Here is a 20,408-nt window from a genome sequence, read left to right as displayed (position 1 = left end):
AGTGCCATGCACGATGCCAGCCTGATCATGCTCGCCAACGAAGTCCGCGGAAAGACCCTTCGCGTGCTGACCGGAGTGACAGAGGAACAAGCCCGCTTCACCGGCCACGCAGCGCTGAACAACTCGATCCTCTGGCATGCCGGTCATGCGTTATGGGTGGTCGAGAAGCTCGGCGTCATCCCGGCGACCGGCGAACAGGCCCGCTACCCCGCCGACTGGTCCCCCATCTTCGCCGCCGGTGGAACGCCGGCGACCGTTACCAACTGGCCATCCCTGTCGGCGGTCGTCTCGGCGTTGCAGGAGCAACTGACCCGCCTGACAGCGGTGCTTTCCGACATGCGAACCGAGCGGCTCGATCAGGTCATTGACGCGGACCGGAACCGGACACTCCGCTATTCCATCCTGCACGGCCTCCACGACGAAGCGTGCCACTGCGGCGAGATCCAGTTGCTCAAGAAGCTCATCGCCAAGGGATGAGCTGCCGACTGCCACACTGGCAACGTACGCACGGAAAACGCTTTGGTGCAGCCGTCCACATTCCATTGCGGACGGGATCGCTGCATCACAGCCTTCCCCTTCTTACAGACCGACTAACTTGCCGGTCAGATCACAACAAGTGAATCCAACCCGAGCCTCTCGGCAATCAATGGGTCCGCGGGTCGGTATACGCGTTCCGTCGGAGTGACCAGTTCTTCACTTGCTGAGATCCGTCGCCGCTGCTCGGCGACGAACGCCGTCAGATCGATGACTTCCAAGAGCTCCCTATGGCTTTCGGCTATCAGTTCTACGGAGTTGTTCGTCGCCGTCGACCGATTTCCAGGCCCTGCAAATGCGTGTAGCGCTGATCCGCGAAGGCCTATTTGAATCGCCCGCCGGTCCAACGCCGCGCCAGATGGATGGTGGTCCGGATCCCACTGAAGTCGCACATCCGAGGTGCGGACTGCGCCGGCCCACTCGTCCTGCGTCGTGTAGTACCGCCGATCCCACGAGGAGGGCACCGCCTGCGCCAGCAAGGTGTCAAAGAACGCACGGCGAATGCGGAGCCCCAGCGTCACTTCCTGATCCGGCTTGGTCCCCCAGCCGGAACGATACATCATCCAGAGGAAGTTCGGCTTGATCCAACTCATCCGACTGAAGCTAAATGCGTCGCCGCCGAAGTGTCCGTTGGCGACCGCGAAACTACCGATCGCCGGTCGATACGCCTGATAGACGACGACGGATTGGTCATCGAACTGCGCAAGGATGTGCCGACCCGACTTGGGCCAAAGCGAACATTGGCGGATGTACGGTTGGGTCAGAACGTTCATGGCGACCGACAGTCTGAACGAGAACGAGCAGAACGTCACGCGCCGGGAAGCTCGTTGGAAGCAACCCCGTTCTAAACCTCCCCGGGATTAATGGAAGAGGTGACGATTTCCTGGCGCAGAACAAAGCCGGGAAGGGCAATGCCCTTCCCGGCTTCATTTTCTAGCTCGCTATCGCTGCGACGTTTCCGTCGCGGCTCGGCTTGGCAGGATTACTCCGCCGCCTCGTCGCCGTCGGCCGATTCGCCTTCGGCAGCAGCGCCGCCGATCTTGAGATCGCCCAGGCCGCTGGACTGCTCGCCGCCTTCCAGACCGCCGCGGAGGCCGCGCTTCTCGGCGCGGACCTTGCGGTCCTCTTCGCGCTCTCTTCTTCCTGCGCCCAAGCGGCTCGCTTGAGCGACAGGCCGATCTTGCGCTCGTCGCTGTCGACACGCAGGATCTTGACTTCGACCTCCTGGCCGACCTTGACCGCATCTTCCGGCTTCTCGATCTTGGCATCCGAGATTTCCGAGATATGCAGCAGGCCTTCCAGGCCCGGTTCCAGTTCCACGAAGACGCCGAAGTTGGCGATCTTGGTGACCTGGCCGTGCACGACCATGCCCGGGCGGTAGTTCTGCGGGATGACCGTCTGCCACGGATCTTCCTGCATCTGCTTCAGGCCCAGCGCGATACGCTGCTTTTCCTGGTCCACGCTGAGAACGACGGCCTGGATCTGCTCGCCCTTCTTGAGCACTTCGCTCGGGTGGCCGATCTTCTTCGTCCACGACAGGTCGCTGACGTGCAGCAGGCCGTCGATGCCTTCTTCGATCTCGACGAACGCGCCGTAGTTGGCGATGTTCCGCACCTTGCCGGCGATGACCGATCCGGGCGGGTACTTCTCGGCGACGCGTTCCCAGGGGTTCTCCTCGACCTGCTTCATGCCGAGCGAGATTTCCTGCTTCTCCTTGTTGATCTCCAGGACCTTGACCTGGGCCTTCATGTTCTGGGTCACCACTTCCGACGGGTGGTTGATGCGCTTAGTCCAGCTCATCTCGGAGATGTGCACCAGGCCTTCGACGCCTTCTTCCAGCTTCACGAACGCGCCGTACGACATGATGTTGACGACTTCGCCGTCGTGGACCGAGCCCACCGGGTACTTCTGCTCGATGTTCTCCCACGGCGAAGCATCCTTCTGCTTCAAGCCGAGGGCGATCTTTTCCTTGCCCATGTCGATCGACAGAACCTTGACTTCCAGTTCCTGGTCGATCTTGAGCATCTCGCTGGGGTGGTTCAGCCGGCCCCAGGACATGTCGGTGATGTGCAGCAGGCCGTCGATACCGCCGAGGTCGATGAACGCGCCGAAGTCGGCGATGTTCTTCACGGTGCCCTTGACGATGTCGCCAATCTTCAGGCCTTCCAGCGTCTTCTTCTTCAGCTCTTCACGCTGCACTTCGATCATCTTGCGGCGGCTGATGACGATGTTGCGGCGTTCTTCGTCGATCTTGAGGATCATCGCGTCGATGTCGCGGCCGATCCAATCGCTGATCTCGCCCGGCCGGCGGATGTCCACCTGCGAGGCCGGAAGGAAGACGGGCACGCCGATATCGACCAGCAAGCCACCCTTGATCTTCTTGGTGACCTTGCCGTGAACCGGATCCCCCTCCTTCTTGGACTTCATGATCGCTTCCCAGTTGATGATCCGATCCGCTTTGCGTTTCGAGATCCGCACCTGGTCATGATCGCCGTCCACGTCCTCGACGAGGACCTGGACTTCGTCACCGATCTGCACTTTTTCGGGCTCGTCGAACTCGCCCTTTTCGAGGATACCTTCAGACTTGCGGCCGAGGTCAACGACGAAGTCGTCGCTGACGCGGGCACTGATGATGCCCTTGATGATGTTTCCGGAAACCAGGTCCTGGACTTCGCCGCCCTTGACGAGCTTGTCGAGGTCAAGATCGCTGTTGCCGTAGACGGTGGCAACGGCTGAGTCGAGCTCGTCGTCGAGGTTTCCGAAGGAGTTGATGAGGTTGTAATCGACCATGGGGAGATTTTTGACGCTCACGCGGGAGCGTACTTACGACAAAATAGAACCGCCCGGCCGCATCCGGGACTGATAGCGTGGCCAGAAAACCAAGCCTGCGGCATCCACGCGGTGCCGGAGACGTCACGTTGTGCAAGGATTACCCTCCGCCTTGCGCGAATCCGGGATTCTATGGCGAACGCCGACCAGACACAAGGGAGGGTCACCGGGCAGCCCGGCGTGAATAATTCTTCAGGCCCGACCGAGCGGTGTTGCGCACACAATAATGCCCAGACGACTCGCCGCCGACCATCGACTTGATGTGCTTAACGTACAGGTAATGCCAGGAAGTCCGAACCTAACCGAAGTCACTTTTCATGAGCTCAGAACCAGCCAATGCGTGTGCCGAGTTGCTTCTGGAGTACCAGGGGGTGGTGGTCCACGACCTTCGGGGGGAACTTAATGCCCTGCTGCTGACCGTCGACTACGTACGGCGGCAGGTCGGTGCCCGGCCGGAACTGGCCCAGGTGTTCGGCGACACGCTCGGCGACCTGGACCATGTCCGCACGTCGGTCAACCGGACGCTGTATCAGCTGGAACTGGTCGGCGTGGCCCGCAAATCGTTAGCGAAGAAGGCCGCCGCCGAGTTCGCGCCGCAGAATCTTTGCGACATCGTTCGCGATGTGATGAAGCAATTCCTTAACGCCAGGGCCCATCGCCGGCATGTGTCACTGGCTGATCTGCCGGCTTCGGACCTGGCCGTCCGCGCCGACCCAGTGCTTCTGCACCTTGCGGTGCAGCGGCTGCTGCACGGCATGATCGATCTGGGGCGCGACGCGGAAATGGGTATCGAGATCAGAGAGCCGGGGCTTGACGGCGACGCGACCGTGTCGGGCACGGGCGATCGGTCGCCGCCGACCGCCACGCTGCACGTGCGATTCACGCCGCCGCAGAAAGCCGTGTCGGAGGTAATGTCCCAACTCGACGTAAAGGAAGTACGCGACGACAAGTCGACTTCGCTGAACGCGCTGCGTTTGACCGCCCGCCTGGCAGAGGCGATGGGTGGCAGACTGCAATACAACCAGAGGGACGCCGAAGTGCGCCTGGAACTGCCACGAGTGATGGAAACGGCAGCAGAATGCAACGAGAACTGAGGATTCGGTCGCCAAGGCGCGAGAAACTTGAGAGCAAAAGGCGCGCGGAATAACGCTATGACGCCGCACCTGGAGGCACCGACCGAAATTCCGTAAATTATTTTCGCTGCGCGATTAGCAAGACTTACAACTGTCAGTTACACTGTCCTCTGGTACGGTTGACGAACGAGTCGCCAGCTTCGACGGTCTGCCATAGGCCCTCCGCCTGCAACTGCCTGTCTCTCTCTCTCCTACCTTCTGGGCCGGAACGTCGGCCTCTTTCACCTGGGAACCCGGAAAGCCAAACGGCGGGTTCCAGCGCCCAAGAAGCAATAGGAGCTTAATTATGGGTAGCAAATTGTACGTCGGTAACCTGAGCTATAACGTCACCAGCTCGGACCTTGAACAGCTGTGCAGCCAGCACGGCACCGTCTCCAGCGCCGAAGTCATCCAGGACCGCGATAGCGGCCGCAGCAAGGGCTTCGGCTTTGTGCAGATGGCGTCGGACGAAGAGGCCCAGGCGGTCATCGCCGCCCTCAACGGCCAGGAGCATGACGGCCGCAGCCTCACCGTCAACGAAGCCAAGCCCCGCGAAGATCGCCCCCGTGGCGGTGGCGGCGGCGGCTACGGTGGTGGTGGCGGCGGTCGCAGCGGTGGCGGCGGCTACGGTGGTGGTGGCGGCGGTCGCAGCGGTGGCGGTGGCTACGGCGGCGGCGGCGGTGGTGGTGGTTACGGCGGCGGCGGCGGTGGCCGCGGCAAGCGCTTCTAAATCACCCTACGCTCACGCAAAATCACGCCCGGCCCCGGCCATGGCTGATCACGCATAAGCAAAAGAAGGAGGCCACAGCAATGTGGCCTCCTTCTTCGTTTTACAGTCGTCAATTCGAGCGAGCACGCGATGCCATCCCCACACAGGTTTCCCTTCACATCCGCCGTCGCTATAACCGGCGTCTGATTCGTACAAGGAGAGGTGCCCGCTTGTCCGCACGCGTCTGCAAATCGTTCAAGGTACTCGTCGGCCTGGAAATCCACGTCCAGCTCGCGACGCAAACCAAGATGTTCACCGCCGCCCCCAACGGCGCGACGCACTTCGGTGCCGACCCCAACAGCCTGGTCAATCCGGTCATTCTCGGTTTGCCTGGCGTGTTGCCAGTGATGAACAAGGCGGCGGTCGAATCGTCGATCAAGGTCGGACTGGCGTTGGGATGTCAGATCGCAAAGCACACCAAGTGGGACCGCAAGAGCTACTACTACCCCGACCTGCCCAAGAACTACCAGATCAGCCAGTACGATGAGCCGTTGTGCGGCCCTGGCGTGTTCGAACTCGAGGATGAGACGGGGCAGATCGTGCCCATCCGCATCCGCCGGGCACATCTGGAAGAAGACGCCGGCAAGCTGCTGCACGAAGCACCAGGCGGGTTTCGGATCGATCACAGCATCGTCGATCTCAACCGGGCCGGAACGCCCCTGCTGGAAATCGTCACCGAGCCCGACTTCACGACCGCAAAGCAGGTGGCGCTCTTCGCGCAGGAGCTCCAGAAGCTGGTGCAATTCCTCGGCGTTTCCGAGGGGCAAATGCAGATGGGGCACATGCGGTTCGAGCCCAACATCAATGTCCACATCACGGACGACAAGGGCGTCGTCCACAAGACCGCAATCACCGAGGTGAAGAACCTCAACAGCTTCTCCGTCGTCGAGCGAGCGACGGCGTTCGAGCTTCAGCGGCAGATCCACGCGTGGGAAGACACCGGAACGCTGGGCAAAAAGAGCACCTACGGCTGGGACGAAAACGCCGGCGCGACCTACTGGCAGCGCGACAAGGAAGACGCCGACGACTACCGCTACTTCCCCGATCCGGACCTGATGCCCGTCGAAGTGTCCGATGAATGGCTGAACGAACTCAAGTCGCAAGTCGGCGAGTTGCCGCGGGCGCGGCGCAAGCGTTATGAGTCCGCGCTTGGTCTGAACGCGAAGGACGCGGCGATCCTGGCCGGCGACAGGGCGACTGGCGACTACTTCGAGCAGATCCTCGCCGCCGGTGCCGACGCCAGGCGGGCCAGCACGCTGATGGAAACGCTCCGTGAAATCGCCAACGAGCGAGGCACCGCGGCAACCGCGGTCGGCGTCGCGCCAACTCGGCTGGCGGAAATCGCCGGTCTTGTGGCCGCCGGCAAGCTTGCCGGGAACAAGGAGACGGCCAAGACGATCATCGCATCCCTCGCCGAGCAGGACCGCTCGGCCGAGCAGGCGGCCGCGTCGCTGGGCCTCATTCAGTCCACCGATACCGGCGAGGTCGACCGCCTGGTGGACGAGTTGATCGCCGAGAACCCCAAGAGCCTGCAGGACTATCGCGGCGGGAAGCAGCAGGCTCGCGGCGCATTGATCGGCATGATCATGAAGAAAGCCAAGGGGCTGAACGCGAAGATCGTCGGCGAGCGGCTGGACGCGAAGGTAAAGTGAGATTCCGGGGGGCGAAACGGGCCGCGATGGATTCCCAAGGGATCTAAGTTTTTCAGGCCCAAGGGGCTGAGATTCTATAGCCCAGCCCATCGGGCTGGGTCATGGTGTCATCGATCCAAAGAGGCCCGAAAGGCCGGGATATAACGTGCCCGCCCGGCGTCATTATCCCGTCCTTTCAGGGCTTTAAATCATTCGATCTCGAAACCCAGCCCTGCGGGCTGGGCTATAGGATCATGGCCCTTCGGGCCTCACCACCAGTAAGACTTTGGCCGTGCTCGGGGCAGCTCACGGCAGGTCCTTACGCCTTGACCGACAGATACGGCCCGCTCGCCCCGCCTTCACTGCTGGTGAACTGACCGGCCGTTGTGGACGTGACTGTGGACAACAGCACCAGCGAGATCGTCTTCTCTCCCGCTATCTTGGCGGCCGTGAAGAACGACGACAGGTTGGCCGAGTATGTCGTGGCGGTCGATCCGGTGACGGCGGCGTTAAACGACGCGATCTTTGTCCCCTTCGTGCCGGGGTCGTTGTTCCATGTGATCGTGTTCTCGGCCCAGTTATCGTTGGCCGCCGCCCAGACCTCTACCTGCATGCTGCCGGACTGCATGGCGTTTCCCTTGAGGTAGAGCATGGCGGACGAAATGGTGCTGAACTTCGACACGTCGAACTTCAGGTAGGTCATTCGCGAGTTGTCGACCACCGACGCCTGTCGGACCTCAATCGTGGTTGCCGACCCGAAGTTCTGCCCGGCGTACGCCCCGCCGCGAATGGTCGCGTCTTCGGTCGGCACCAGCGTCGTCGCGGACGTTGGCGGAGGTGGTGGAACGGTGGGCGGCACCGTCGGGGGGACGGTGGGTGGAACCGTGGGTGGCACAGTCGGGGGCACGGTAGGTGGAACAGTAGGTGGAACCGTCGGAGGCACCGTTGGTGGAACGGTGGGCGGCGGCGTTCCGGTTCCGGTCAGTCCGTAACCACTTCGAACGTACGCCGCCGCCGCCGAGCCCAGCAGGTTGGACTGCCAGTTGCTCTCACCGAGCCTTCTCGCCGCTGAAACGTATCCGCTGGCCGAGCCCAGTCCGATGGCCGAGCCGTAGCTACCGACATTGCGGTTGCCGCCGGGGTAGTTCACGTCGGTTTCGCTGCTGCCGAAATCACGACCCGGCGCCCACTGATACCATTTGGCGGACGGACCGCCGATGTTGACCAGCGCCGTGCCGGCCGGGCTGTGGTATCGGTTGCCAGAGAGGTGGATCTCGCTGGTCGAGAAATCGGCGCCGACGTGCATGACCGTCGTCTTCTGCGAGTTCTGGATGTCGTTATTGCGGAACGTGAAGTTGTTGAGCCCCGTCGCCCCGCTGCCGCCGACCACAAGACCCTCGGCGATCTGCAATCCCTTGGTCCAGTTGTTGATGACGTTGTTCTCGACCAGCAGGTTGTTCACCCCGACCGCGCTGCCGAGGTTTGTCACGCCGGACACGACGTTCAGCGAAATGGCCATTCCGCTGGCGGCGGGCGAGTCGGTGAAGACATTGCCACTGACGGTCGCCGAGGCGACGTTGCTCATGTCCAGTGCCCAACCGCGCACGAGCGAGCCGATGGTTCCCCCGCCCTGGAAGACGTTGTTGGTGATGCGTCCGGTGACGCCGCCTGCTTTCACCGGCCCGCCGTTGACCAGGCCGTAGCTCATGTGCAGCGGGTTGTCGAGGAACGTGTTGTTCTCGATGACCCCGCCGGCTCTTGCCTGCAGGCCGTGGCTGGAGGCGTTGGAGATCAGATTGCCACGGGCGACGAAACCCCCGACCGACTCTTTGATGTAGACGTTGTGGTTGAACTGGGTCCGGCCGCCGCCGCTGACGGCGTCGTTCCACCCGTTGTGGTCGATCACGTTGTCTTCGAGCGTGAATCCGCTGACATTCTCGATATACAGCCCCTGCGAGTTACCCGAGGTGTTGTAGGCATCGGTGATGATGCTTCGGCGAATGCGAATGTTGCTTGCCGGCCCGATGAAACCCGCCGCCGTGATGTTCGTGGTGTAACTGTCAACTTCGACGTCCTCGAGCAGCAGGTCGTTGGTGCCGGACAACAGCCGCAGCCCCTCGTTCCCGGCCGTGCCGGTGAAGCCGCCACCGGAAGGGTCTCGCTGATTTGCCCAGAACTTAAGGCCCTGGATAACCAGGTGGTTGACCGTTTTTACGGAGCTGGTGCCGGTCGTCAGTGCATTGGCGATACCCGTGGCCAGCACCGGACGATTGCCGACGCCGTAGGTACCGATGACCATTGGTTCGCCGGCGCTGCGGCCTCCTTTGACCCAGGTGCCCAGAGGCTCGTAAAACGTGTCACCCCGCTTGAGCAGCATCTGGTCGCCGTACCCGGAGCGGAGCATCGACTTGGCTTGGCCGATCGTCCGGACAGGTGCCACTGCGGAATAGCCGAAGTTTGAGTCGTCGCCGCTGGATGAACTGACGTAAACGACCCGGTCTAAAACGCCGGGCGTAACGACCGTAAAGCCGCTGGCGTCCAATGAAACGGACATCAGCGAACGGCTTTCGAGCGTATCGATGACAGCGCGGTGAACGCGATGGTTTCGAAGGCTCAGGGCTGGGAAATGGCGCAGGACCGCAGAATACAAACGCGGCATGAACATCACCTGTCTGAATGTGGACCGTACGTCGAAAGGAACGGATCGCCCGCCGGGCCCTACAACAGCCACGGCGTCCGTTACCGAAAAGAACAGGGCCAACAAACTCCCCGACCAGGAAGGTCGAAAGTGTCGCTTAGTGATCTAGTTACCGTGCTCAACTATGGAAAACACGCAAGATCGACCTGCAAAACAAGAAAAAGTTTAGACTTCCGCGGCCTCGGCTGAAATCCACGCTTTGACGGAGCAACGCTATGAACACTCGTTATTCGAAATGTGTCTGCGGCCGAGGCATTCTGCGTTGGTGTGCCGCATGGCTGCCTGGCTCAGTTATTACGACGGTGCTTCTGGGAGGATCGGAGGTTTTTGCCGATTCTGCCGCGCCGACACGGAAACCCGTCGAGCCTGTCGCGGCGGCCGAGTTGCTCCGACCTATCGTCGACCGAGAGACACCTGCGCTTGAGAAACTGTACCAGTCCTTTCATGCCAGCCCCGAGCTTTCGCTTCACGAAAAAGAGACCGCTCACAGACTGGCAGAGAACTTGAAAGGCACGGGCTTCGAAGTGACGACTGGCGTCGGTGGACACGGCGTTGTAGCGGTGCTCAAAAACGGTCCGGGGAAGACACTCCTGATCCGCGCTGATCTCGACGCGCTGCCCGTGCGCGAAGAATCCAAGGCAGCATATGCAAGCACCGTCACCGAGAAAGATCCGCAGGGGCGCACCGTCCCAGTCATGCACGCCTGCGGACACGACATTCACATGACTGTGCTCGTCGGCACGGCCAAGGCACTGGTTGCGACCAAAGACAGGTGGTCGGGCACGCTCGTGCTGATCGGCCAGCCCGCCGAGGAAATCGGCCACGGCGCCGCCGCGATGCTGTCGGATGGCCTGTACACACGATTCCCTCGGCCCGATATCGGCCTGGCACTTCACGTAGACGCCGAACTGGAGGCAGGCAAAGTCGGCTGGGTCGCGGGGTTTTCGACCGCGAATGTCGATTCGGTCGACATCGTGGTCCGCGGCGTAGGCGGGCACGGCGCACAACCACAATCCACGAAGGACCCCGTCGTCATCGCCGCCCAGATCGTGCTGGCCCTGCAGACCATTCGCAGCCGTGAAGTCCACCCGCGGGAACCCGTGGTCGTCACGGTAGGCTCGATCCAGGGCGGAACCAAGCACAACATCATTCCCGACAGCGTCACGCTGCAGTTGACGATTCGCACCTACAAGGACGACGTCCGCGCCAAGGTGCTGGCGGCAGTCGAGCGCATCAGCAAGGGCATCGCGATCGCCGCCGGCGTCCCGAAGGAACTGGAACCGGTCGTCACGCTCAAAGACGAGTTCACACCCGCGCTCTATAATTCTCCGGAACTGGTCCAGCAGGTGAAGGGCGTATTCGTCAGGACGTTCGGCGAAGACAATGTCGTCGAACGGGAGCCGACGATGGGCGGCGAAGATTTCGCCCGCTACGGGAAGGCCGAGCCGAAAATCCCGATCTTCATGTTCCGTCTGGGCAGCGTGCCGCCGGCGAAGATGAAGGCCGCCCGGGAACAGGGCGCGGCGTTGCCATCGCTGCATTCGTCGAAGTACCTGCCCGACAGCCGGCCGACGCTCGAAACCGGCGTCACGGCGATGACGGCAGCAGCGCTGGACCTTTTGAAAGCAGAGAGAAAGTAAGCGAGGCGAAAGAGACGGCGGAAGGGAGCGATGGACAGACGACGTGGGCAACCAGGACTTTCATCCTGTTGTCGTTTCGGTTCGTCGCCGGGTCATAGGGTCTTTCGGTCGCTTACCGCCTCAATCCACCATCGAGGGAATCGGCGTCTCCATCGGCCTGCGCCAGAGCAGATGCAGCCGCCAGTGCGCATCGTCGCGAGTGGGGTAATCCATCCGATAATGCGCACCGCGGCTTTCGGTGCGGGTATAGGCGGCGCTAGTGATGAGGGCGCAGACGGCGAGCATGTTCTGCACTTCCCACCCCTGAACCGCGGTCGCCTCGCCCAACACCTGCGGATCGAAGACCTTGTCCATCACGTAGCGGCTCCAGAACGCAATGATCTCGCGCGTTTCGGCCAGGCGGTCGCCGGTGCGTTCGATGCCGACGTTTCGCCACATCACACTGCGAAGACTGCTCTTGACGTCGATGATGTCGAGCTCGGTCTTGGTACTCCTGGGAACACGGTGCTCGAGCGTTTGAGGGAACTTGTAAGCGCCCAACTCCCGGACCGCCGTCACCGCGTCGAGGCCGGCGCGGGCACCGAACGTCAGGCCCTCCAGCAGCGAGTTGCTGCCCAGGCGGTTGGCGCCATGCAGTCCGGTACAACTGGCCTCGCCGACGGCGTAGAGCCCGGCCAGGCTGCTGCGGCCCTGGAGATCGACATCGACGCCGCCAATCATGTAATGCGCCGCAGGGTGAATGGGGATCACGTCTTTCGCAGGGTCGATTTCGAACTGATCGACAAGCTTGGCAAGTTGTGGGAACCGCTCGCGGAACTCCTTGGGCGGCAGGTGGCGAACGTCGAGATAAACGTGCGTGAAGTTCGTTTTTCGGATCTGCTCGACGATCGCCCGGCTGACCACATCACGTGGGGCGAGTTCGCCCATTTCGTGGTAGTCCTTCATGAAGCGATAGCCGTTGCGATCGACGAGGTACGCGCCTTCGCCGCGCACGGCTTCGGTGATCAGGGCGCGGCTGGCACCGGCGACGTAGAGCGTCGTCGGGTGAAACTGCACCATCTCCATGTCCTTCACCGCCGCCCCGGCACGCCAGGCCATGGCATGGCCGTCGGCGGTGGCGATCTTGGGATTGGTGCTTTCGCGGTAGAGCTGTCCCGCCCCGCCGCTGGCCAGGATGGTCGTCTTGGCCCAGATGATGTTGAGCTGCCCCCGCACCAGCGCCAGGACGCCGACGCACCGTCCGGGTGGCTGGTGCGCCTGGGCGTGATCGTCGGTGATCAGATCGACGACAAATGTCTTCTCGCCGATACGGATGTTCTCGCGCGCTCGGACGGTGTTGATCAGCGTCTGCGCCAGCTCTTTACCGGTGGAGTCGCCGTAGGCGTGAAGGATGCGCGCGAACGAGTGCCCCCCTTCCAGCGTGAACGCCAGGCCGTGGGCTTTGCTGGCGTCCTTGTCGAAATTGATGCCCCACTGCAACAGCTCCAGGACACGCTGCGGGCCTTCCTTGACGACGATCTCAACGGCCTCGTGATCGCAAAGCCCTGCGCCACCTTTTTCCGTATCGCTCACGTGCGAGGCGTAGCTGTCGGCCGGCTGAAGCACGGCGGCGATGCCGCCCTGGGCATACCAAGTGTTGGATTCGTCGATGGTGTCTTTGGTCAACAGCAGGACGTCACATCCGCCATCGGCGGCGGCAATGGCAGCCCGCAGCCCGGCAACGCCGCCGCCGATCACCAAGACGTCGGTGAACTGCTGCGGAAGGCGGGAGGCTTTGAAGGGGAGGAGGTAGCGACGCTGGGTCAGCGCTTCAAACATTGTTTACGCGATTCTAATGCGTGCGGCGTCGGGTTGTCATGCGAGGCGCGCCACAAATGAAACACGCGTCGGGTCATTGCCGCCCGAGTCATATCGGCGGCAGGCGTTTGGCAAGGCACTTGAGTCGGTGTCATCGTTCAGGGGTGATCGGAACAACGGCAAAACCACGCGGCGGTTCTTGCGATCGGACAAAGCGTCGCACAATGACGTGAAGCAACCAGGTCAGGAAGGCAAAAACAACGCTGAGAAACGCACCTTGAATCAACGTCGTGAGGAAGGAATTGATGAATGTCCAGCGAGGCACTTCAAGCCGCTCGACGATCCCCACGCTCATCATGCCGGGAATCAGATCGACAAGAAATCCGAGTGGATATACGACGCCAATTGCGATGCGAATACCGTACGAGATGAACATCGCAATTCGAAACGCGCGGTCGTGACCCCATGTCCGCCGGAACCCCGGGCTACCGCTGATCACGGTGTAAGCAACGACGAAGACGACGACCCCGGACACCATGCCGAGAGTCTCAAAGTTCTGTTCCCGCGCGATGACAAAGCTGGGTACCGCGGCCAGCGCACAGACACCGCCCCAGATGCATAGAACGATCAGGGGTCGCACGGCAAGATGCATTGTGGCAATTTCCCCTCGCGGCAGGCGTCATGCCCCTTCGCGCGTGATCACCTTGTAATTCTCCCGCTCGCCCACGCCGCGCATCGGGTAGTCCTTGCGGAGCGGATAGTTCCCGAATCCGTTCCACGTCAGGATCCGCCGCAGGTCGGGGTGGCCGACGAAGATGATGCCCATCATGTCGTAGACTTCCCGCTCCATCCATTCAGCGCCCGGCCAGAGGCAGCAGACGCTGTCGAGCTTCAGGCCGGGGTCGCCCTTCTCGACGACTTCTTCGTCGCGGAACTTATTCCACTCGCTGCCGGGTGCCGTGTCGTGAGCGGGATCGAGGAACACCTTCAGCCACAGCCGGTTGTTGTGCGGGATGCTCGTCAAGCCGTAATTGACGGCGAAACGGTGCTTGGCGTTGGGGTAGCCGAGGTAATCCACGCTGTTGATCTCGGCCAGCATGTCGTACCGAAGGTTCGGGTCGTCGCGCAGGAACGTGCAAACGCGCACGATCTGCTCGCGAGGCACCACGACAGTAATCATGTCGCGGAACTCGCCGACGAAGAATTGGATGTCGGGGAACTGAGCCTTGAGGGGCTGAAGCGCGGGGTGTTCGATGGTACGTGACATAGGGTGACCGTGGCGGTCGCTTGGAATGGTAGAGGGTACGGGTTGAAGGTCAAGATCGCCGGCCACGGCGGTGCCCGGTGGGGCGAGGAGTCGGTATAGGTCTATCAGGGGAGAAGGAGACCGCCCCGGGACGGAAAAACCCTTAAGGGAATTTTACCTAGCACGGATCCCCCAAAGTAGCGTAAAAACTGAGGAAGTAGTTACACATCTCTCTGCATCGGAAGTCGTACCCATTTCGCCGTCTGGCGCGAGTCTTTTCTGAGGATCACGATGTACCCCAAGCCCCATTCCGTCCGGCCGTTGTCGCGTGGAGTGCGCGCATTCACACTCGTCGAGTTGCTGGTGGTCATTGGCATTATTGCCCTGCTGATTTCAATTCTTCTGCCTTCGCTGGCCCGAGCCCGCGAGCAGGGCAACCAGGTCAAGTGCCTGAGCAACCTGCGGCAACTGGGGATGGGGATGATCATGTACACGAACCAGAACAAGGGCTACTTCCCCTTCGGTTCGCGCTATCCGGCCGACCTGGTCTTTAACGAGGACTGGATCTGGTATCAGGAAGCGCCCGTCGCCGGTATTGCGCCGGCACCCGGACGTCCCGTCGCCGACGTGAAACAGTCGGCGATCGTGCCGTACATCGGCGGGTTCACCGCGGAGGTGTTCCGATGCCCCTCGGACGACTACGCCGCCCATGTGACGGCCGCCCCCAGCGGAAAATACTTGTACAGCTATGCGATGAACGGAAACTTTGAAGGTCGTTCCAAGGTAAAGATCACACAGATCCGCAACGCGCCGGACAAGATTATTCTTGCCGAAGAGGACGAGAACTCGATCAACGACGGCCTTTGGGCACCCGGCGGTGGTGATATCACACAAACGGCCACGGCACGCGATCTTCTGGGTATCCGACACGACAGCAGAAAACAGATCCCCGATCCTCGCGACCAACAGATCTCCACGCACCCCAACGGCGACCGCCGGGGTAACGCGGCATTCTGCGACGGCCACGCCGAGTTCATCTCCCGCCGTGTCGCTCACGACAAGAAGGCTCTCTTGCGGGCCGAGTGAGCGTGGGCCTGCACAATCGATCTGGAGATCACGCCATGCCGTCCCATCGCTCGGCGTCCTCGTAAAGGTCTTCGATCGGCGGCTCGGAAATGCGATCCTTAACGACGCTCGGCGCACGATCGTCGACAGCGACATGTCGCGCCTGCATGGCGACGCGACGATGCCCGATCCGCCGCCGAACGACCGCAATCTGCTCCGCCTCCCATGCGTGCCCCGCGGCACGACCGGCACCTCTCACGGCGAATGTCCGCTCGATCATGAGCACCTCACGGGTGCGACTTGCGGGGTAGCCTGCCTCACGGACCGGGCAAACATCACTCATCGACTGGCGCGAATCGTTCATGGCTGATACTCCGAAATTGCGTGGACTACAGAGGACTTGATCGCAGCTCCGGGGCCCTCGATGCTGCGGCTCGACCTTTGCTTTTTCGACCGGAACCGAACGAAATCAGAACAAAATCCGTTCGGTTTTTGATCGGATCATTTATCGGACATCTGTTCGTGTTATTTTCGGTCCGCCCCGCGATTCTGTTGTCGACGATTTGCCAACCGCCCCGGCCAACGGGTAACACCCACAGATATGGAATCCGCCGATTGCTCCCCCGATGCGCTGAAGCAACGTTTGCGCCTCGTGACTATCCATTTTCTGTTCATGACAGCGCTGCTCCTGGCCGGGTGCGGCGGCGGCGGCAACGCAGGTCGCGGCGGCATCGCCCCGCCACCGTCGGAACCCCCGCGCGGCTTCCCACCGCCTCGCGACGTTCCCATCGATCCGCAACTGGTCGCGTCGGCCAAGGCGGAACTCGACAAGCTGCTCGCCGCGGAACTGGCGTTCGATCGCGTCTATGCCATTGAGGGGCTTCGCTACGTTGAGGGCGAGAAGGCCTCCGAACCGATCATCGCGCAGCTCAGCGTAAAGGCGCAGGCAGTTCGATTCGCCGCCGCGATGGCAGCCGGCGATCTGAAGCTCGAAGCCGCAAAGCCCAAACTCCTCGATATGGTGAACGACCCTGACCCGCGTGTGCAGGTCGCGGTGCGCTATGCGCTGCACAAGATCGGCGATACCACGCACACACAGGATTTGGAGAAGTTCGCGACGCACGGCGACCCGAAAGTCCGCGGCTCGACCGCCATGGTCCTCGGCCGGCTGAATGAACCGACCGCCAAGGGCATCCTGCGACTGCTGCGCGCCGACGCCCGCCCGGAAGTGCGCCAGCAGGCCGATGAGGCGCTTTTTCTGCTCGATGACACCCGCGGTCGCGATGCGATCCTCGGCTACACCACCAGCAGCCATCCCGACGACGTCATTTTCGCCATGCGGGCCCTGGCGCAGAAGAAAGATCCCGGCCTCAAGCTCTACGCGTGGTCCAAACTGTCAGAAGCCAATGACGCGTCGAAAGGCTACCTGGAAGTCGGCCTGGCGGCGGCGATGGCGGTCGGCGCGATGGGCGCCGACGACGGGTACGGAGTCGCCATGAAGGGCATGGCCGATAAAGACCCGCAACTGGGCGCACGGCGTCGCATGCTGGCGGCGGCCACGTTCGGAACCATCGGCCGGCCCGACGCCCAACCGTTCCTTGCGACGCTTCTCAAGGACTCTGACAGCGAAGTCCGCGCCGCAGCGGCCACGGCAATCCTGCAGATCGCCAAGGCCCCGAAGAAGTTCAACCGCGAAGGTAAGGTCGTGAACTGAAGGGGCGGCTTACAACTCCGCACGCGTACGAGGTCTGCATTGAGACTCCAGGAGGGAATCTGACATGGCTTCGCCAGTCCCTGTGGCCGAGTACGCATCGCCCGAAGTGCGAAGACGCTTCCCCACTGGGGATTACCTGATGTTTGCCGCCGTCGTCGGCTTCGTGGTGGGGGTGCTGGCCGCTCCGCTGCTCATCATCGATAGGCTCAGGAACATCTACGAGGATCTCAAGCTCAAGCTCCCCGGGTCTACACAGCTTCTGATCGATCTTTACAGTACGCTGAACCAGTTCGGGGCACGATTCTGGATCTGGCTGATTCCACTTCTGATACCGCTCTGGCTCGTACGCCTCGACCGCGAGGTGCGTTTCCGCGCGACCGTCGCACTGCTGCTTCTTGCGGGCCTGGCAATCGTCTGGTTTGTGCTGGCAACGGTCTCGCCGATGCTTCTGCTCTTCGAGGGGCTGTTCAGCAGATAACACCCGAATTCACGCAACCCCTTCAAAACTCCCGGCGATTTGGGCAGTTGCGGCGGCTTCCGCTATAATCTTTCGCTCGCCGGTGGTCGTTCGTTATCGGCGATCGCCAGACTTCTTTCCGGAGCCAGCCCCCGATGCCAACCCTCAAGCAGACCGACCCCCAGATTTTCGACCTCATCCAGAAGGAGCAGAAGCGGCAGGAGACCACCCTTGAGTTGATCGCCAGCGAGAATCATGTGTCGACCGCCGTCATCGAAGCGGTCGGCACGGTGCTTACCAATAAATACGCCGAGGGTTATCCGGGCGGGCGTTACTACGGCGGGTGCGAGTACTACGACCAGATTGAAACCCTCGCGATCGACCGCGCCAAGCAGATGTTTGGCTGTGGCTTTGCCAACGTGCAGCCCCACTGCGGTGCCAACGCCAATCTCGCCGCGTTCATGGCGATGATGCAGCCCGGCGACAACTTCCTGTCGCTGAACCTCTCGTCCGGCGGGCACTTGTCGCACGGCATGAAGCTCAACGCATCGGCCGTCTTCTACAAGCCCCATCACTACGAGCTGAACCCCGATACCCAGACAATCGACTTCGATTCGGTCCGCCGGAAGGCGCACGAAATCAAGCCCAAGGCGATTCTCTGCGGCTATAGCGCGTATCCGCGCATCATCGACTTCAAAAAATTCCGCGAGATCGCCGACGAAGTCGGCGCGTACCTGATGGCCGATGTGGCGCACATCGCCGGCCTAATCGTCGGCGGCGTACACCCCAGCCCGTTCCCGCACGCCCACGTGGTGACGACAACCACGCACAAGACGCTCCGCGGCCCGCGCGGCGGGTTGATCCTGTGCGACACCGAAGAGCTGAACAAAGCCATCAACCGAAGCGTCTTCCCCGGCAGCCAGGGCGGCCCGCTCATGCACGTGATCGCCGGCAAGGCCGTCGCGTTCGGCGAAGCGCTGCGGCCCGAGTTCAAGACCTACGCCCAGCAGGTCGTGAAGAACGCCAAAGCGCTGGCCGATGCGTTGTCGAAGCTCGGCTACCGGCTGCAATCGGGCGGTACTGACAACCACCTGATGCTCGTCGACCTGACCGCCCGCAATGCCGACTACACCGGCGCAGAAGCCGAGAAGGCGCTGGAGCGGGCGGGGATCATCACCAATAAGAACGCGATCCTGAACGACCCGCGTCCGCCGAAGCTGACCAGCGGTATCCGCCTGGGCACGCCGGCCGTCACGACGCGTGGCCTGAAGGAAGCCGAGATGCCGCTCGTGGCAAGCTATTTTGATCGCGCGATCGGCGCGAAGGACAATGCCGACGAACTGGCGAAGATCCGCCGCGAAGTCGCGACGCTTTGCGAGAAGTTCGCGATGCCGCACTGATCGGGAGATGTCGGAGCGGATGGGTGGAGTGGCGCGGTGGCAGCCCGTGATCGGCTGGCGAGAACGCCAATATCATGAGCAGCAACCGCGCCACCCATCCACCCGACCATCCCGCCACCTTCTCCTGCTATCCCGCCATCCCACCGCCGATCCGGCTGTCGCTGGTTAACACCGGCGAACACGCATGCCCTTATCTGCCCGGGCGGATGTCGAGCAATCGAGCGTTCTGGGCGGAACAGATTCCGCCTGAGGTGTACCACGCCTTCATGGACGCCGGCTTCCGCCGAAGCGGCAAGTTTGTCTACCAGCCGGTCTGCCGCGGGTGTCGTCAGTGCATATCGATCCGCGTGCCGGTGAAGGAGTTCCGGGCGAGCAAGTCTCAGCGCCGCTGCCTTCGACGGAACGACGACCTGCGGGTAGCGATCGGCCCGCCGGAGCCGGACGCCGAGCGATTCGCCCTGTACCAGAAGTACGTAACGCAGTGGCACGGCAAGAAACCAGCGGACGACCCGGAAGACCCGTACGAATCGTTTTGCTCGTTCCTGTACGAATCGCCCGTCGACACGGTCGAGTACCAGTACCGCGACCAGGGCGGGCGGCTGATCGGCGTGGGGATATGCGACCTGTCGCCCCAATCGCTCAGCAGCGTTTACTTCTACCACGACCCGGACGAGTCACACCGCAGCCTGGGCACCTTCAGCGCACTCCGGGAGATCGGCGACTGTATCGACCGGGGCATCCCTTACTATTATTTGGGCTATTGGGTTGACCAGTGCACAACGATGGACTACAAGTCGTCATACAAGCCGCACCAAATACTGCATCCTGATGGAATCTGGCGAAACCGTGGTGCGGACTGATGGTTGTGGCTTCCACTGTCCCAAGATGCGATACCTCAGATACTGGTCAGGGCGCAGCAATAAACTAAACTGTTCTGATCGCCGGCTTGTGGACCGGCAACGCGAACTCCGAAATTACCGGGCTCGCGGGGTTACCCTTGGTACGGTATAACCTTGGATACGGGCCTCGTGTGTCCGTGCCGTATGCCATACCACACCCTCGCAATGGATGAACTTTCAGACAAGGGTCGGCTTAAGCTGAAGATCCTCATCGTTGAGGATCATACGCCTACGCGCCTGGCCATGATCAAGCTCATCCGCGATGCCGGCGCGGATGTGACCGCGGCCCGCGATGGTGAAGAGGGGCTCGGCTACCTGCTTACGCAGAAGTTTGACGTCCTTTTGACCGATCTTCGCATGCCGAAGCTCGACGGCTTTGAACTGCTCACCCAAGCCGAGAACCTCCCCGCCAGCCACCGCCCCGCCCGCGTCATCGCCATCAGTGGTGAGTACGAAGCCGGTGCCCTTCATGGCCGTGCCGCGGTGCAGTTCCTCCCCAAGCCGTTCAACATCGATACCCTTCTAGACATGCTCGGCGGCCGACCGAATTAACGGCTTTCCACCGCAGTACCCGACCTGTCGATACCCTCTACGGCATCGAAGTCGCTGACAATAGT

At 61.8% G+C, this 20,408-nt stretch carries 18 protein-coding genes; 11 read left to right on the top strand and 7 right to left on the bottom strand.

Annotation, left to right across the window (positions count from 1 at the left end):
- The first annotated feature begins 6 nt into the window (after positions 1–6).
- The gene (locus tag IPV69_RS15750) at positions 7–477 is read left to right on the top strand and encodes a DinB family protein (RefSeq protein ID WP_206290644.1); all 471 of its coding nucleotides are present in this window, start codon (positions 7–9) and stop codon (positions 475–477) included.
- A 125-nt stretch (positions 478–602) separates the two neighbouring features.
- On the opposite strand, the gene IPV69_RS15745 is transcribed toward IPV69_RS15750, so the two are convergent.
- Together IPV69_RS15745 and IPV69_RS15740 are read right to left on the bottom strand one after the other, a co-directional pair.
- Complete coding sequence (locus IPV69_RS15745) at positions 603–1,307, bottom strand: DUF4291 domain-containing protein (RefSeq protein ID WP_206290643.1); 705 nt, start codon at positions 1,305–1,307, stop codon at positions 603–605.
- A 160-nt stretch (positions 1,308–1,467) separates the two neighbouring features.
- Positions 1,468–3,324 carry a 30S ribosomal protein S1 gene (locus IPV69_RS15740; RefSeq protein ID WP_390884415.1) on the bottom strand — a complete coding sequence of 619 codons (1,857 nt, stop codon included), beginning with the start codon at positions 3,322–3,324 and terminating at the stop codon, positions 1,468–1,470.
- 356 nt (positions 3,325–3,680) lie between these two features.
- Here IPV69_RS15740 and IPV69_RS15735 point away from each other — a divergent pair, with 356 nt between their 5' ends.
- From IPV69_RS15735 to gatB, 3 genes are all read left to right on the top strand, one after another.
- A complete protein-coding gene (locus IPV69_RS15735; protein ID WP_206290641.1) occupies positions 3,681–4,457 on the top strand; it encodes a HAMP domain-containing histidine kinase in 777 nt (258 codons plus the stop codon).
- 325 nt (positions 4,458–4,782) lie between these two features.
- Complete coding sequence (locus tag IPV69_RS15730) at positions 4,783–5,205, top strand: RNA recognition motif domain-containing protein (protein WP_206290640.1); 423 nt, start codon at positions 4,783–4,785, stop codon at positions 5,203–5,205.
- A 209-nt stretch (positions 5,206–5,414) separates the two neighbouring features.
- Complete coding sequence (gene gatB, locus IPV69_RS15725) at positions 5,415–6,896, top strand: Asp-tRNA(Asn)/Glu-tRNA(Gln) amidotransferase subunit GatB (RefSeq protein ID WP_206290639.1); 1,482 nt, start codon at positions 5,415–5,417, stop codon at positions 6,894–6,896.
- 298 nt (positions 6,897–7,194) lie between these two features.
- Here gatB and IPV69_RS15720 read toward each other — a convergent pair whose 3' ends face one another.
- Positions 7,195–9,429, bottom strand: a complete 2,235-nt coding sequence (locus IPV69_RS15720; RefSeq protein ID WP_206290638.1) for a CBM96 family carbohydrate-binding protein — start codon at positions 9,427–9,429, stop codon at positions 7,195–7,197.
- Positions 9,430–9,788: 359 nt separating this feature from the next.
- On the opposite strand from IPV69_RS15720, the gene IPV69_RS15715 reads away from it, so the two are divergent.
- Entirely contained in the window at positions 9,789–11,213 is a 1,425-nt protein-coding gene (locus IPV69_RS15715; RefSeq protein ID WP_241179931.1) for an amidohydrolase, read from the top strand.
- Between the two features lie 120 nt (positions 11,214–11,333).
- Here the strand turns inward: IPV69_RS15715 and nadB are convergent, their stop codons facing one another.
- From nadB to IPV69_RS15700, 3 genes are all read right to left on the bottom strand, one after another.
- Positions 11,334–13,031, bottom strand: coding sequence for an L-aspartate oxidase (nadB, locus tag IPV69_RS15710; protein ID WP_206290636.1), 1,698 nt, complete (start codon positions 13,029–13,031; stop codon positions 11,334–11,336).
- A 130-nt stretch (positions 13,032–13,161) separates the two neighbouring features.
- On the bottom strand, positions 13,162–13,650 hold the full coding sequence (locus IPV69_RS15705) for a hypothetical protein (RefSeq protein ID WP_206290635.1): 489 nt from the start codon (positions 13,648–13,650) through the stop codon (positions 13,162–13,164).
- A 39-nt stretch (positions 13,651–13,689) separates the two neighbouring features.
- Positions 13,690–14,277, bottom strand: a complete 588-nt coding sequence (locus IPV69_RS15700; protein WP_206290634.1) for an NADH-quinone oxidoreductase subunit C — start codon at positions 14,275–14,277, stop codon at positions 13,690–13,692.
- 270 nt (positions 14,278–14,547) lie between these two features.
- On the opposite strand from IPV69_RS15700, the gene IPV69_RS15695 reads away from it, so the two are divergent.
- Positions 14,548–15,342: a type II secretion system protein gene (locus tag IPV69_RS15695; protein WP_206295648.1), complete on the top strand. Its 795-nt coding sequence runs from the start codon at positions 14,548–14,550 to the stop codon at positions 15,340–15,342.
- Between the two features lie 28 nt (positions 15,343–15,370).
- Here the strand turns inward: IPV69_RS15695 and IPV69_RS15690 are convergent, their stop codons facing one another.
- Entirely contained in the window at positions 15,371–15,685 is a 315-nt protein-coding gene (locus IPV69_RS15690; RefSeq protein ID WP_206290633.1) for a hypothetical protein, read from the bottom strand.
- Positions 15,686–15,994: 309 nt separating this feature from the next.
- On the opposite strand from IPV69_RS15690, the gene IPV69_RS15685 reads away from it, so the two are divergent.
- From IPV69_RS15685 to IPV69_RS15665, 5 genes are all read left to right on the top strand, one after another.
- Positions 15,995–17,035: a HEAT repeat domain-containing protein gene (locus IPV69_RS15685; RefSeq protein WP_206290632.1), complete on the top strand. Its 1,041-nt coding sequence runs from the start codon at positions 15,995–15,997 to the stop codon at positions 17,033–17,035.
- A 64-nt stretch (positions 17,036–17,099) separates the two neighbouring features.
- Positions 17,100–17,513 carry a hypothetical protein gene (locus IPV69_RS15680; RefSeq protein WP_206290631.1) on the top strand — a complete coding sequence of 138 codons (414 nt, stop codon included), beginning with the start codon at positions 17,100–17,102 and terminating at the stop codon, positions 17,511–17,513.
- Positions 17,514–17,647: 134 nt separating this feature from the next.
- Positions 17,648–18,892 (top strand): serine hydroxymethyltransferase, encoded by a 1,245-nt coding sequence (glyA, locus tag IPV69_RS15675; protein WP_206290630.1) that lies wholly within the window; start codon positions 17,648–17,650, stop codon positions 18,890–18,892.
- A 74-nt stretch (positions 18,893–18,966) separates the two neighbouring features.
- Positions 18,967–19,752, top strand: coding sequence for an arginyltransferase (locus IPV69_RS15670; RefSeq protein WP_206290629.1), 786 nt, complete (start codon positions 18,967–18,969; stop codon positions 19,750–19,752).
- Positions 19,753–19,956: 204 nt separating this feature from the next.
- The gene (locus IPV69_RS15665) at positions 19,957–20,343 is read left to right on the top strand and encodes a response regulator (RefSeq protein WP_206290628.1); all 387 of its coding nucleotides are present in this window, start codon (positions 19,957–19,959) and stop codon (positions 20,341–20,343) included.
- Positions 20,344–20,408: the final 65 nt, after the last annotated feature.

Source organism: Humisphaera borealis (assembly GCF_015169395.1).
Taxonomy (GTDB): Bacteria; Planctomycetota; Phycisphaerae; order Tepidisphaerales; family Tepidisphaeraceae; genus Humisphaera; species Humisphaera borealis.
Note: the sequence above shows the minus strand (reverse complement) of the source record. Positions and strands in the feature narration are given on the sequence as shown.

Excerpts from the sequence above, each read along its gene's own strand:
- IPV69_RS15750 (WP_206290644.1), top strand. The coding sequence starts at position 7 with ATGCACGATGCCAGCCTGATCATGCTCGCCAACGAAGTCCGCGGAAAG.
- IPV69_RS15745 (WP_206290643.1), bottom strand. The coding sequence starts at position 1,307 with ATGAACGTTCTGACCCAACCGTACATCCGCCAATGTTCGCTTTGGCCC.
- IPV69_RS15740 (WP_390884415.1), bottom strand. The coding sequence starts at position 3,324 with ATGGTCGATTACAACCTCATCAACTCCTTCGGAAACCTCGACGACGAG.
- IPV69_RS15735 (WP_206290641.1), top strand. The coding sequence starts at position 3,681 with ATGAGCTCAGAACCAGCCAATGCGTGTGCCGAGTTGCTTCTGGAGTAC.
- IPV69_RS15730 (WP_206290640.1), top strand. The coding sequence starts at position 4,783 with ATGGGTAGCAAATTGTACGTCGGTAACCTGAGCTATAACGTCACCAGC.
- IPV69_RS15720 (WP_206290638.1), bottom strand. The coding sequence starts at position 9,429 with ATGTCCGTTTCATTGGACGCCAGCGGCTTTACGGTCGTTACGCCCGGC.
- IPV69_RS15715 (WP_241179931.1), top strand. The coding sequence starts at position 9,789 with ATGAACACTCGTTATTCGAAATGTGTCTGCGGCCGAGGCATTCTGCGT.
- nadB (WP_206290636.1), bottom strand. The coding sequence starts at position 13,031 with ATGTTTGAAGCGCTGACCCAGCGTCGCTACCTCCTCCCCTTCAAAGCC.
- IPV69_RS15700 (WP_206290634.1), bottom strand. The coding sequence starts at position 14,277 with ATGTCACGTACCATCGAACACCCCGCGCTTCAGCCCCTCAAGGCTCAG.
- IPV69_RS15695 (WP_206295648.1), top strand. The coding sequence starts at position 14,548 with ATGTACCCCAAGCCCCATTCCGTCCGGCCGTTGTCGCGTGGAGTGCGC.
- IPV69_RS15690 (WP_206290633.1), bottom strand. The coding sequence starts at position 15,685 with ATGAACGATTCGCGCCAGTCGATGAGTGATGTTTGCCCGGTCCGTGAG.
- IPV69_RS15685 (WP_206290632.1), top strand. The coding sequence starts at position 15,995 with ATGACAGCGCTGCTCCTGGCCGGGTGCGGCGGCGGCGGCAACGCAGGT.
- IPV69_RS15680 (WP_206290631.1), top strand. The coding sequence starts at position 17,100 with ATGGCTTCGCCAGTCCCTGTGGCCGAGTACGCATCGCCCGAAGTGCGA.
- glyA (WP_206290630.1), top strand. The coding sequence starts at position 17,648 with ATGCCAACCCTCAAGCAGACCGACCCCCAGATTTTCGACCTCATCCAG.
- IPV69_RS15670 (WP_206290629.1), top strand. The coding sequence starts at position 18,967 with ATGAGCAGCAACCGCGCCACCCATCCACCCGACCATCCCGCCACCTTC.
- IPV69_RS15665 (WP_206290628.1), top strand. The coding sequence starts at position 19,957 with ATGGATGAACTTTCAGACAAGGGTCGGCTTAAGCTGAAGATCCTCATC.